Annotated in this window: 14 protein-coding genes and 1 tRNA gene; 3 read left to right on the top strand and 12 right to left on the bottom strand. The window is 66.6% G+C overall.

What is annotated here, in order from left to right; all coding sequences use genetic code 11:
* The 6 genes from VF649_RS07555 to VF649_RS07530 all read right to left on the bottom strand — a co-directional run.
* Positions 1-449, bottom strand: a 449-nt coding sequence (locus VF649_RS07555; RefSeq protein ID WP_331011348.1) for an aminotransferase class I/II-fold pyridoxal phosphate-dependent enzyme, incomplete at its 3' end; no start/stop codon positions are given.
* On the bottom strand, positions 446-694 hold the full coding sequence (locus VF649_RS07550) for an acyl carrier protein (protein ID WP_331011347.1): 249 nt from the start codon (positions 692-694) through the stop codon (positions 446-448). The genes VF649_RS07550 and VF649_RS07555, both read right to left, overlap by 4 nt.
* A 58-nt stretch (positions 695-752) precedes the next feature.
* Positions 753-1,649 carry an SDR family oxidoreductase gene (locus tag VF649_RS07545; RefSeq protein WP_331011346.1) on the bottom strand — a complete coding sequence of 299 codons (897 nt, stop codon included), beginning with the start codon at positions 1,647-1,649 and terminating at the stop codon, positions 753-755.
* Positions 1,640-2,770 (bottom strand): glutamate 5-kinase, encoded by a 1,131-nt coding sequence (proB, locus tag VF649_RS07540; protein ID WP_331011350.1) that lies wholly within the window; start codon positions 2,768-2,770, stop codon positions 1,640-1,642. The genes VF649_RS07545 and proB overlap by 10 nt, the downstream gene beginning before the upstream one ends.
* Before the next feature lie 13 nt (positions 2,771-2,783).
* Positions 2,784-3,839, bottom strand: a complete 1,056-nt coding sequence (gene obgE, locus VF649_RS07535; RefSeq protein ID WP_331011345.1) for a GTPase ObgE — start codon at positions 3,837-3,839, stop codon at positions 2,784-2,786.
* An 83-nt stretch (positions 3,840-3,922) separates the two neighbouring features.
* A complete protein-coding gene (locus tag VF649_RS07530) occupies positions 3,923-4,549 on the bottom strand; it encodes a TetR/AcrR family transcriptional regulator (protein WP_331011344.1) in 627 nt (208 codons plus the stop codon).
* A 45-nt stretch (positions 4,550-4,594) separates the two neighbouring features.
* Here VF649_RS07530 and VF649_RS07525 point away from each other — a divergent pair, with 45 nt between their 5' ends.
* Positions 4,595-5,425, top strand: a complete 831-nt coding sequence (locus VF649_RS07525) for a metal-dependent hydrolase (RefSeq protein WP_331011343.1) — start codon at positions 4,595-4,597, stop codon at positions 5,423-5,425.
* Positions 5,426-5,953: 528 nt separating this feature from the next.
* Here the strand turns inward: VF649_RS07525 and VF649_RS07520 are convergent.
* The 5 genes from VF649_RS07520 to hspQ form a co-directional block, all read right to left on the bottom strand.
* Complete coding sequence (locus VF649_RS07520) at positions 5,954-6,523, bottom strand: GNAT family N-acetyltransferase (protein WP_331011342.1); 570 nt, start codon at positions 6,521-6,523, stop codon at positions 5,954-5,956.
* Between the two features lie 171 nt (positions 6,524-6,694).
* Entirely contained in the window at positions 6,695-6,970 is a 276-nt protein-coding gene (rpmA, locus tag VF649_RS07515) for a 50S ribosomal protein L27 (protein ID WP_331011341.1), read from the bottom strand.
* A gap of 25 nt (positions 6,971-6,995) precedes the next feature.
* Positions 6,996-7,340, bottom strand: coding sequence for a 50S ribosomal protein L21 (gene rplU, locus VF649_RS07510; protein WP_331011349.1), 345 nt, complete (start codon positions 7,338-7,340; stop codon positions 6,996-6,998).
* Positions 7,341-7,463: 123 nt separating this feature from the next.
* Entirely contained in the window at positions 7,464-8,804 is a 1,341-nt protein-coding gene (locus VF649_RS07505; RefSeq protein ID WP_331011340.1) for a dicarboxylate/amino acid:cation symporter, read from the bottom strand.
* A gap of 103 nt (positions 8,805-8,907) precedes the next feature.
* The gene (gene hspQ / locus VF649_RS07500) at positions 8,908-9,291 is read right to left on the bottom strand and encodes a heat shock protein HspQ (protein WP_331011339.1); all 384 of its coding nucleotides are present in this window, start codon (positions 9,289-9,291) and stop codon (positions 8,908-8,910) included.
* Positions 9,292-9,422: 131 nt separating this feature from the next.
* On the opposite strand from hspQ, the gene VF649_RS07495 reads away from it, so the two are divergent.
* Positions 9,423-9,510: transfer RNA gene (locus VF649_RS07495), tRNA-Ser, on the top strand.
* A 133-nt stretch (positions 9,511-9,643) separates the two neighbouring features.
* Entirely contained in the window at positions 9,644-12,079 is a 2,436-nt protein-coding gene (locus tag VF649_RS07490; RefSeq protein WP_331011338.1) for a membrane-bound PQQ-dependent dehydrogenase, glucose/quinate/shikimate family, read from the top strand.
* A 59-nt stretch (positions 12,080-12,138) separates the two neighbouring features.
* Here VF649_RS07490 and VF649_RS07485 read toward each other — a convergent pair.
* On the bottom strand, positions 12,139-12,839 hold a 701-nt coding region (locus VF649_RS07485; protein WP_331011337.1), incomplete at its 5' end, for a DUF1206 domain-containing protein.

Raw genomic sequence — 12,839 nt, 5'->3', positions numbered from 1 at the left:
CCCTTCGCACACAAAGTCGAGATAACGCCTAGATTGGCTTGATATCCCGTGGAAAATACGATGGCACTTTCCATGCCGTAGAATTCGCGCAACGCATCTTCACACGCCTTGTGACCTTGATAGGTGCCGTTCAGAACCCGGCTTCCGGTCGTGCCTGCACCGTAACGGTCGAGCGCGTCCTTGCCGGCGGCAACCACATCCGGGTCGAAGGTCATCCCCATGTAATTATAGGTGCCGAGCAGGATCGTCTCCCGCCCCTGGATCACCGCCAAGGTGGGCGACAGCACCTTCTCCATCACGATCGCGAACGGATCGCGGACACCGGTATCGAGCAGCGCCTGACGCTCGGCGATCAGGCCATCGAACTTCGACAGCAGATCGCGCGGGGTCGGGTTGGGCAGCGTATCCGCCAGAGCGAACGCGTCGGGTGTCTGGGATGCGTCGGTCATGCCGCCGGGCTCAGCTTCTGCACCGTATCGACCAGCTGCCCGATCGTTTCGATCTCGGCCTGCATGTTCATCGTGATGAGGATGTCGAACTCGTCCTCGATCGCCGCGACGAAATCCATCACGGTCAAGCTGTCCCATTCGAGATCACCGGCGAAGCTGGTGGCATCGGTCAGCGCCACCTGTTTCTTGTTGAACGGTTCGATCTGCTCGGCGACTTTCTCGAACGTGTGTTGGCGCGTGTTCATGGGCGTCCCTTAATCAGTCGCGAGAAGCTCTGCCAGCCGATTGCGGCAAAAAGGCGGATCATAGCCAACCCTGCGCGCGGTACCAGGATGCGGTCGCGCGCAGGCCGGCAGGTGTCGGGATCAGCGGCTGCCACGGTTCCGCGGACATGGTGGGGTGCACCACCCAGTCCGGGTGGCACATGTAGCTGACACGATCGTCGGTAAGCCGGGCATTGCCACGGCGGATCAGGCGATCGAGGGCCGCACCGGTGCGAAGAACCGCGCGGGGCAGGGCGATCGGCCGGACCGCCCGCCCGACCGCCGCTCCGATCAATCGCGCGAAATCCTTGTGATCCCAGCCATTTGGCGTTCCATCATCGGGTTCAAGGCTGACGCGACCGGTTGTGGACACGAGAGTCAGCAGCAAGCGGGCAAGATCCTCCGCCGCAATGACCGAGAAGCGGCCGCCGGGTGGCAACAGCACGACGCCGCGCGCCGCCATCCAGAACAGCTCGAACATGTCGCGATCACCCGGTCCATAGATGGCCGGCGGGCGCACCACGGCATGATCAAGATCGGATGTCAGTACGACCCGTTCGGCCTCTGCCTTCGACCAGCCATAATCGCTGAGCCCCGGTTCGCGCGCCGCGAGGGAGGAGACATGGATGAAGCGTCGGACGCCGGCAACCGATGCTGCTGTCAGTATGGCCTGCGTACCGGCGATGTTCCCGGCCGCGAAGCCGGCGCGGTCGGCGGCGTTGACGAGGCCGGCGACGTGAATCACGGCGTCGACACCCTCCACCAGCCGCAACAGCGCGGTGGGATCATCCAGGGTTCCTGACACCCATGTCACCCCGGCGCGATTGGGTCGGGGCTGGCGGGTGAGCGCGCGGACCGGGTATCCACTCGCCGCCGCCTGCGCCAGCAGATGACCGCCGACGAAGCCGGTGCCGCCCGTTATCGCGATCAGCGGCACAATAGCACCATCTGATCCCGGTGAACCAGCGCGGCACGGGGGGCGTAGCCCAGGATGCCGGCATGGTCCGCCGAGCGCCGACCGGCGATGCGCAGCGCCTCGTCCGCGCCATATTCGGCCAGCCCCCGCGCGATCGGCCCGGCAGGACCGCGAATTTCGACGACATCGCCGCGATCGAACCGACCGCTGACCATCACGGCACCCGCCGCAAGCAAACTGGCACCCTTGTCAAGAGCGGCGGCGGCACCGGCATCGACCTCGATCGCGCCGCGGACCGTCATCCGGCCCGCAAGCCACATCTTGCGCCCGCCGCGGACGGGATCGGCGACGAACACCGTACCTTCACCGGTGTCGACAAAGCGGGCGATCGGGTGATCGACCTGGCCATTGGCGATCGCCAGATGGGCACCGGCGGCCTGCGCGATCCGGGCCGCCTCGATCTTTGACACCATGCCGCCCGATCCCATCCCCGATGCGGAGCCGCCATCGGCCATAGCGCGGATGCGCGCATCGATCCGCACGACCTCGCCAAGGCGGCGCGCGGTGGGATCGCGGTGCGGATTGGCGGTGTAGAGCCCATCGACGTCCGACAGCAGCAGCACGCCCTGGGCCCGCGCCGCCTGTGCCACGCGCGCGGCCAGCCGGTCATTGTCGCCGAAGCGGATCTCCGCGGTCGCCACGGAGTCATTTTCGTTGAGGATCGGAACCGTCCTCAATGTCAGTAGCCGGTCGAGTGTGGATGCGGCGTTCAGATAACGCCGGCGATCCTCAAGATCATCGAGTGTCAGCAGCATCTGCGCCGCGGTCAGCCCGCACCCGGCCAGCAGTTCTGCCCACATCTGTGACAGTGCGATCTGCCCGACGGCGGCGGCGGCCTGCGCATCCTCCAATGAAGCGCGGCCGCCCTTGGGCAGCCCCAACCGCCGCGCACCGAGTGCGATCGCACCCGAGGACACGACCACCACCTGCTGACCCGCCAGGTGAGCCGCCGCGATGTCTGCCGACACGCTTGTCAACCACTCGCGGCGGATCGCGCCATCCGGGTCGACCAGCAGTGCCGAGCCGATCTTCACGATCAGCCGCGGGCACTGCTCCGGGGCGAAGCGGTGTGACACCGTCAGTCCGTCCCGCCGATCAGATCGGCGACCAGGCGGCCGCCGGCGGACCTTCCCCCGTGTCGGTAGTGGCGTTACCCTTGTCCGGAGTGGGCCCCAGTGCGGCGACGATGGCGTCCAGCACCGGTTCCAGCCCGGTTCCGGCCGCGCCGGACAGCAGCATCACCCTGCTGCCGCTGACCTTCGCCAGCGACTTCGCGAGCTTGGTGACATCCTTGTCGGCAAGCGCGTCGATCTTGTTGAGCGCGAGGATCTGCGGCTTGTCCTCCAGCCCGGCACCATAGGCCGCAAGCTCGTCATTGACGATGTGCCACGCATCGATCGGATCGTCCCCGGTCGCGTCGACCAGATGTAACAGCACGCGACAGCGTTCGATATGGCCCAGGAACCGATCGCCGATGCCGGCTCCGTCCGCGGCGCCTTCGATCAGGCCGGGGATGTCGGCGACGACGAATTCCCGGCCATGATGGGTCGCCACGCCCAGTTGCGGGCGGACGGTGGTGAACGGATAGGCGCCGACCTTCGCATTGGCGTTGGATACGGCGTTGATGAAGGTGGATTTGCCGGCATTGGGCAACCCGACGAGCCCGGCGTCCGCCAGCAGCTTCAGCCGCAGCCAGACCCAGGCCTCTTCCTCCGGCCAGCCGCTGCCATGCTGACGGGGCGCACGATTGGTGGATGTCTTGTAGCTGGCATTGCCGCGCCCGCCGTCGCCGCCGCGCAGGAAAACCTCGCGCTGGCCGGCTTCGGTGAAGTCGAGCAGCACGGTTTCCTTGTCATCGGACAGGATCTGCGTCCCGACAGGCACACGGATGACCAGATCGTCGCCGCCGGCGCCGGTACGGTTGGACCCCGAGCCGCCCTTGCCCCGCGGGGCGCGGAAATGCTGGGTGTAGCGGAAATCGATCAGCGTGTTGAGGCCCGCCACGGCTTCGAAGATGATGTCGCCGCCCTTGCCGCCATGGCCGCCGTCCGGGCCGCCATATTCCACGAATTTTTCACGGCGGAAGGAGACGGCGCCGGGGCCGCCAGCGCCGGAGCGAACGAAGATCTTGGCCTGGTCGAGGAAATGCATGGCGGCGCCCTTAGCCGATCAGGCCGTAAAACGGAACCATGATGCGGACAGTTCGCGGGTTCATCACCGGGCTGACTCGGATGTCAGTCGATCATGCGGTCGCCGTCCTCCTCTTCCGCATCGCCGCCGCTGTGCAGCGACATGGCGAGCAGCTGGATCACCGCCATTTCCCGGGCGGTCCAGCGGGGCAGGCCCAAGGCCTTGGAAACAGGGCCGCCGAGCAGGGCGTCGCCCAGCGCCGTCAGTACCAACGACAGTGTCAGTGCCTTGACCGGACGACCATCCTGATCGCCGATCGCCTCCACCATGGCATGAATGGCGTCCATGATCGGATCGAGCGCACGGCGATCGCCCGACAGGATCATCCAGGAGGCGAGCGCGCCCGCACCCTCGACATCGAACGCGTCGAAGGTCAGGTCGACGATCACGCGCGGGTCGACTTCCCCGGCACGGGCCTGCAGCACGGCATCCCGGATGCGCAGGATGATGCGATCGGCCATGGTGGCGGCCAGGGCGCTCTGCAGCCCCGCCGCGGACCCGAAATGGTGGAGCAGATTGGCGTGGCTCTTGCCGATGCGCGCGGCGACCGCCTTCAACGTGACCGCCTGCGGCCCGGATTCGATCAGGAGCGCGCGCGCGGCGGCGATGGCGGCGTCCTTGCTGTCGGCCGCAGTCAGACGCGTCCTTGTTGACACTGGTGTTGGTTCCATACTACTAACAGCCTTGTCAAAACGCTTCTACGTCGGAGTCCGGTCATGCCTACCCGCACACCTGTCGATTTGTCGATCACCCCCCGCGACCGCCGTTTCGGGCGCGGTCAGGAGCAGAATCGCCATTGGCTTGGCGGCGATCCGTTCCAGACCGCCATCTATAACGCGTTGTCAGTAACCTTTCCAAAGGGCGAGGCGTTTTTCGTGGAATCGGTGCGGGCGTTCCGGGATGGAGCCGAGCCCCGGCTGGCGACGGAAATCGCCGCCTTTGTGAAGCAGGAGGTGATGCACACCCGCGAGCATGTCGCCTTCAATCGTCGGGTCGCCGATGCTGGCTATGATGTCAGCAGGCTGGAACAGGCCGTCGACGACCGCTTGGGGGTCATACGCGCGCGGCCGCCGATCGTGGCGTTGGCGGCAACGATCGCGCTGGAACATTATACCGCTATCCTGGCGCATGCGCTGTTGGCCGACCGGACGCATCTGGCCGCCGCCGACGCCCAGAGCGCCGCGCTGTGGCGTTGGCATGCCATCGAGGAGATCGAGCATAAGGGCGTCGCCTATGACACGTGGCTGCATGCGACGCGCGGCTGGACACGCTGCCGGCGCTGGTCGGTCAAGGCCCGCGTCATGGCGCTGGTCACCCACCATTTCCTGGTCGGGCGGACACAGGGCGCGTTGGATCTGCTGGCTCAGGACGGCATCACGGGGGTTCGGGCCGGCTGGGGCCTGTTCCTGGCTGCGTTCATGAAGCCGGGCATTCTTCGCCGCGTGTTGGGGCCGTGGATCGCCTTTTTCCTGCCTGGCTTCCACCCCTGGAACGAGGACGATCGTGGGCTGATCCGGTCGGCTGAGCGCGATTTCGCAACGGCTTAGGCGCAATTCATCACCCATTATAGGTGATAGAAACTCTATGAGAATGACCGGCTAAGCATCTGCGCCGGCTGAGGTGGATCAGTGGTCATTCGTGGGACCGTAACCCCTGAAGGCGCGTGTCGCTGCGGCACGACGGTGGACGCAGCCTCAGGAGGTACGGCGCGTATGATCCGCACGGACGTCGCCTGTCATCTTCGTTCGCCCCCCGTACCGACGGTTGACGATGGTCCGGCCTGGCACCGGTCGATCGGCGCCAATCCGAGCAGGATCGGCAGAGGCACAGGAGCCGACGTCCGATGCCGAACGTCGGGTCACCGATGCCGAACGCCGTGCCAGTAGCCGGGCGCCGCTGGTTCGGGAGCGGAACCTGTCGGCCGGTCCCACGCGTGGCGGCCGCGGGATCCGCAGCGACATATCCAATCGCTGTTGACCGGCTTGTCAGTGCCGCGGGAACGCACGAACCTCCGGTTACAGGCCTGTCAGTAGGATGAGCCGAGTCGCCTTACTGACAGGAGTGACTGGAGCCGATCAGGCCGGCACGGCTTTCTTACAATCCTGTCGGTAGCCGCTGGGGTGGGGCATGCCGACCGCAGCGGCCGAGCGCCGCATGTCGCGGCAGAGGGGCCGGTCCGAGCGGCCGAGGCTGCCGCAACTCCGGATATTGCCGGTCCGCCCGAAGCCGAGCTTCCGCAGGACGGCGCTCGATGCGGGATTGTCGAGAAAGCAGGTTGCGCCGAGTTCGGCATGACCCAGCATGTCGGCGATTGCGACCATCGCGCGTCCGGCCTCCGTCGCCAAGCCGTGATGCCAGCGGTCGGGCCGTATCCAGTAGCCCAGGGTCGCGCGATCGCCATCGGCAACCAGGCCGATACCGCCGACCAGGTCCGGCGCGCCACCAGTCCGTTCGAAGATCAGCATGCGTGGCAACCGGGGGACATCGGCCGTGCCGAGATGCGCCTGAGCGTCTGCGAGCGCGTAGGGGTGGGGGATGGTCGCTAACCCGCGCGCGATCCGCACGTCCGCCAGCGCACGGGCCAGGGCCGGCGCATCGTCCATCCATCCCGGCCGCAGCAACAGCCGTTCGGTCCGTGCGAACATCACCCGTCTCCATCCCTGCGCCGGCCGGTATCCCGTGTGGGTTACGGCCCGGCGACGTGATCATGCGAAGGAGACGCAAAAAAGGGAGCCGGGCTTGCGACCCGTCTCCCTCATGATCCTTGTTCAGGATCGGTGGGCCGCCCAACCGGTGGACGACCCATGATCGTCCGATTATTCGGCGGCTTCCGCCATGATTGCGGCGTCGACGCGCACGAACTTGCGGCCCAGCTTGCCCTCGTGGAACGCGACACGGCCTTCGGTCAGCGCGAACAGTGTGTGATCCTTGCCCATGCCGACATTGACGCCCGGATAGACGCGGGTGCCGCGCTGACGCACGATGATGTTACCGCCGATGACGGTTTCGCCACCGAACTTCTTGACGCCAAGGCGCCGGCCGGCCGAGTCGCGACCGTTGCGGCTGGAGCCGCCTGCTTTCTTATGTGCCATGTCTCTCTACTCCGGTTCGCGGGGATCAGGCTTCGGCCGACGCGGCGGGCGCCGACGTCTGCTCGGCCTTGTGATCGCCGATCGCGGTGATTTTCAGGATGGTGTGCTGCTGGCGATGGCCGTTCTTGCGGCGATAATTGTGCCGACGGCGCTTCTTGAAGATGATGACCTTCTCGCCCTTCGCCTGCGCGACGATTTCGGCGGAGACGGTGAGGCCACCGACATCCTGCGCTGCGCCGTCCTTGCCGGCGAACAGCACGTCGCCCAGCGACACGGTCGAGCCCGCGTCACCCGCGATCTTCTCGACGACGATCTTGTCTCCTGCGGCAACGCGATACTGCTTGCCGCCCGTGCGCACGATAGCGAACATGGCCCTCATCACTTCTTCAAAGCTGGTCCGGTGCGGGAATCGACTGCGTGCCAACCCCGTTCGGAAGAAAGGCGCGGCTAACCTTTGGGTGAGCCAAAGTCAACAAAATGGTGAAACTTCCACTCAGGCGATGGCGGGCAGGCCGGTAGCCGCGGTCGAGTTGTAGCGCGCCTCATCGAGAATCCCCATGCGCTTGGCAACGACCGTCGGGACAAGCGCCTGGCCGGCGACATTGATCGCGGTGCGGCCCATGTCGATGATCGGGTCGATCGCAAGCAGCAGGCCCGCGCCCTCCAGCGGCAGCCCGAGCGTGGAAAGGGTCAGCGTCAGCATGACGATCGCTCCGGTCAGCCCGGCGGTCGCCGCCGAACCGACCACGGAGACGAAGGCGATCAGCAGATAGTCGCTGAGATGCAGCGGAATGCCGTAGAATTGCGCCACGAACAGCCCGGCGACCGCGGGATAGACTGCCGCGCAGCCATCCATCTTCGTGGTGGCGGCCAGCGGAACGGCGAAGGCGGCATAATCCTCCGGCACGCCGAGATTGGCGATCGTGACGGCTTCGGTGACAGGCAATGTCCCGATCGAGGAACGTGATACGAAGCCGAGCTGGATCGCGGGCCAGGCGCCGGCGAAGAAGGCCCGCGGCGACAGCCCGTTCAGCAGCAGGATGGCGGGATAGACGACCAGCAGGACCAGCGCGAGACCGATATAGACGGTGCCGGCAAAGGCGCCGAGCTGCGCCAGCGTCGACCAGCCATATTTGGCCACCGCGGTGCCGAGCAGGCCGGCCGTGCCGATCGGGGTGAGCCGGATGACCCACCACAGGATCTTGCGGACGATATCGAGGAAGGAGCGGTTGAAGGCGAGAAAGGCATCACCCTTTTCCCCCACCCGGACCGCGGCGATGCCGATGACGATGCCGATCACCACGATCTGGAGCACGTTGAACGACAGGCTGGTCGCGACCTTGCCCCCGGCATCGAGGTGCGATGAAACGGTAAGCCCGATCGGGTTGGCGGGTACGATCCCCTTCAGGAAGTCGAGCCAGCTGCCCGCCGTCTCCGGAACGGCGCCGGACCCGGGCGCCAGACCGGAATTGACGCCGGGTTGCAGCAGCGTGCCCAGCGTCAGGCCGATCGTCACCGCGATCAGGGCGGTGATGCCGAACCAGAGCAGCGTGCGCCAGACAAGGCCGGCGGCGCCCTCCAGACTGCGCAGGTTGGCGATCGATGCCACGATCGCGGTGAAGACCAGTGGCGGCACCAGCGCCCGCAACAACTGGACAAAGATCGATCCGGTCAGTTCGAGCGCCCGGGCGAGCGCGTTCGGCGCGTCAGGCGTGCCGCCAAGGCCGCGCGCGACAAAGCCCAGGATCAGGCCGACCGCGACCCCGAAAAAAACCTGGGCCGCAAAGCCGAAGCGCGGCGGGGCAGGGCGGGGGGTGTGGGGATGAGTAGCCATATGCGATAGAGTGCGGGGCGCGACGGCGTTTCGCAAGCAGGCTGTACTATCATGACGGACAGCACCGCTGTCGGCGCGCGCATCCCCGCACCCCGTTCATCGCTCAGTGGCGATGTTCACGCCGAAGCGAGTAGCGGCCGTCTTCATAGCCATCGAACAGGCTGGAGATGGCAGGATGATCGACCGGCTCGTCGCTTTCGTCCGCCACCAGATTTTGCTGGCTGACATAGGCGACATAATTGCTGTCGGCGTTTTCGGCGAGCAGATGGTAGAAGGGCTGGTCCTTGGACGGGCGGATATCCTCCGGAATGGCGTCATACCATTCCTGGCTGTTCGCGAAGATCGGGTCGACATCGAACACCACGCCACGAAATTCGAACAGGCGGTGCCGCACGACCGCGCCGATCGCGAATCGGGCGTGCGCGATCGCGGGCGCGGACCGGCTGGCGGCATGTTGTTCCGGGGAAAAGGCGAAGGTCTTTGTCATTCGTCTAATCTAGGGGCTCGCACCGCCTTCGCAAGCGCCGTCATGTAGCCCTTGGCAAAGCCATTCGCCTCCGCTAGAGCCCGCCGCTCAGACCGCCGCCGACGCCGTGGCGTTGGCGTCAGAACCTCTGCGGAGAGGTGCCAGAGTGGTCGATTGGGACGGTCTCGAAAACCGTTGTGCCGCAAGGTACCGTGGGTTCGAATCCCACCCTCTCCGCCATATTCTCAAGATCCTGGGTCAAACCCGAATCCGGTAGCCGCTGTCTGATGCAGGTTACGGCATTGCGGCTCGTATCGCGTCCCGCATTGTGGTTAAACGTTTGAGATCGCGGCGGTTGCGGAGAGACAGCGTCATGGCGGAACAGGGGATCGGCTCTGCGCCTGTGCGCCGTCGCAGCCGGGCGTTGCGGGTGATCGCAGCGGTGATCGGGCTGTTGGGTCTGGGCAGCCTGATCGGCGGAGGCTGGCTGATCGCGGTGGGTGGCAGCGGCTATTATGCGGTGGCCGGCGCCGCGATGATGGTGACCGCGTGGCTGCTTTGGCGGCGCAGGGCTGTCGCGCTGCACCTGTTCGCCGTGGTGGTGTTGGGCACGCTGGGTTGGGCACTGGCGGAGGTCGGTTTCGACTGGTGGCCGTTGGTGCCGCGCGGCGATATCGTGTTCCTGATCGGAATCGTGCTGGCAACGCCTTGGATCACGCGTCGGCTTGGACCCGATGCGGCGGGCCAGGGCTGGTTGCGGAAGGCGGGGCCGCTGATCCTGTCGCTGGCATGCGCGGGGCTGGTCGCGGCGATCGCGCTGTTCAGCGAGCGGCACGATCAGGACGGGCAACTGCCCGGCGCGCGGACGCCGGTGCCCGCCGCCTATGCCGGTGTCCCCGACGATGACTGGACCGCGTATGGCCGATCCTGGCGCGGGGACAAATGGTCGCCCCTCGCGCAGATCACGCCGGCCAATGTCGGCCGGCTGCAGGTCGCATGGACGGCGCATATGGGCGACGGGCGGCGCAAGGGCGATCCGGAGGAATTCACCTATGAGCTGACCCCGATCAAGGTCGGCGACACGCTTTATGCCTGTACGCCGCACAATCAGGTGCTGGCGCTGGATGCGGAGACGGGGCGGACCCGCTGGCGGTTCGACCCTGCGATGCGGACGCCGCCGAACCTGCAGCATCTGACATGTCGTGGTGTTTCCTACCATGATGCGGGGTGGGCGGGAGCCGCGCGCGCGCCGGGCGGGGACTGTCCGCAGCGGATCGTGATGGCCACCAACGATGCGCGGCTGATCGCGCTCGACGCGCGTACCGGCCGGATGTGTCGCAGCTTCGGCGTGGGCGGCAGCGTCAGCCTAGCCCCGGCCACGCTGCACTATAATGGGGGCTGGTTCCAGTTCACGTCCGCCCCGCTGGTCACGCGCAAGCTGGTGATCGTCGGCGGCGCGATCTTCGACAATGCCGCCGTGGGGATGCCATCCGGCGTCATCCGCGCGTTCGACGTGGCGACGGGTCGGCTGGTCTGGAACTTCGATCCGGGCAATCCGGATGCGACCGCGCCGATCGCTGCCGGGCAGCATTATGTTCCGTCGACACCCAACAGCTGGAGCACCGCAGCAGCCGACGAGGCGCTGGGCATGGTCTATCTGCCGATGGGCAACGGTGCGATCGACCAATGGGGCGGAGCACGTACGTCCGCGACCGAACGGTTTTCAAGCGCGATCCTGGCGCTTGACATCGCGACCGGGCGTGTTCGCTGGGTCTATCAGACGGTTCATCACGACCTGTGGGACATGGACGTGCCCGCGCAGCCGGCGCTGGTCGACCTGACCATTCCCGGTCGAGGGGTGACCCCGGCGCTGGTGCAATCGACCAAGACCGGCAATATCTTCATCCTCGACCGGCGGACCGGCCGAGCGATCCATCCCGTCGTGGAACGGCCGGTGCCCGGCGGGCCTGCGCCGGGCGACCGGGTGTCGCGGACCCAACCCTTTTCCACCGCATCGTTCATGCCCGATCGGCCCATCCGTGAAGCCGATATGTGGGGTGCGACGATGTTCGACCAGCTGCTGTGTCGTATCACCTACCGGAGCCTGCGTTATGATGGACCGTTCACACCGCCATCCCTGAAGGGATCACTGGTGTTTCCGGGCAATTTCGGGGTGATGGACTGGGGCGGTATGGCGATCGACCCGGTACGGCAGGTGGCGTTCGCGCATCCCAATTACATGGCGTTCGTCGACCAGCTGATCCCGCGGAACGATGCGCGCCAGGATGGGCAGGGCGGGCCCGCCGGATCATCGGACCGCGGTGGATCGGCCGAGCATGGCTTCAATCCGAATGCGGGTGCCCCGTTCGCGGTGGCGCTGAATCCGTTTCTGTCGAAGCTCGGTCTGCCGTGCCAGGCGCCGCCCTGGGGCTATGTCGCCGGGATGGACCTGGTGACGGGCAAGGTGGTCTATCGTCACAAGAACGGCACGACGCGCGACGAGACGCCGATCCCGCTGCCTTTCAAGATGGGCGTACCGACGCTGGGCGGGCCGATGATGACCGCCGGGGGCGTGGCTTTCCTGAGTTCGACCCTGGATTATTATCTCCGCGCCTATGACGTCACCACCGGGCAGGTGATCTGGCGCGCGCGGTTGCCGGCCGGGGCGCAGGCGACGCCGATGACCTATCGGTCGGCCGTATCGGGGCGGCAGTTCGTGATCGTGGTGGCCGGCGGGCACGGATCGCTGGGGACCAGATTGGGGGATTCCATCATCGCCTATGCACTGCCCGCGCGCGCACCGTCCTGAACCGGGATCTTCCCTGAACCGGGATCTTGGTTGCCGACGCTGCGCGGGGATCGTTGGGGTCAGGCGCGGAATGAGGTCGGAACGCGGACCCGGATCCGGCGAAAGCGCGCTTCGACCAGGCTGTAGAGGCCGAAGAGGAACAGGCCGGCGGCCACGATGCCAAGGAGCAGCGGCCCGTCATCCTGCGCCTGCAGACGGCGGAGCGCCTGCCCCATGCCGCCGGCCTCGGATGCATCGGCATGGTGCGCGGCACGCAGGAAGAACCAGCCGATCAGCGCGAACACGATGGCGCGGGCGGTATAGCCGATGCGGCCCGCGACGCGGACATAGCCCGGCGCCGGTACATCGCCGCCCAGATTGCGGAGGAAACTGGCGCGGTAGGCCTTGATCGCCTGCGCCGCCGCGACGCCGAACAGCGCCAGGCTGACCAGACCCACCAGCCAGACGCCGCCGGGCTGCGCCATCAGCCAGGCGGTCTTATCCTGCGCGCTGTCATCGCCGGGTGACCGGCCACCGGCCGATACCCGATGGAGGGCGAGCCGGACGGCGTAGGCCGCCAGCAGGACGTGCGACACGCCGCTAACAGCGGAGCCGGCACGTTCGAACGCGCCCTTTGCCGTCGCTCCGCGGCCTTCGGGATCGAATGCCGCCTCGCTCAGTCGCCACACGGCATAACCCGCCAGTCCGAGCGCAACCAGCCACAGCAGGGCTATGCCGAAAGGGGCGTCGGCCAGGCTTGCCATCGCACCCTGGTTGTCGC

Origin of the sequence: Sphingomonas sp. (assembly GCF_036387535.1) — a bacterium.
Classification (GTDB): domain Bacteria; phylum Pseudomonadota; class Alphaproteobacteria; order Sphingomonadales; family Sphingomonadaceae; genus Sphingomonas_R.
This window is presented reverse-complemented; position numbering and strand designations above follow the sequence as displayed.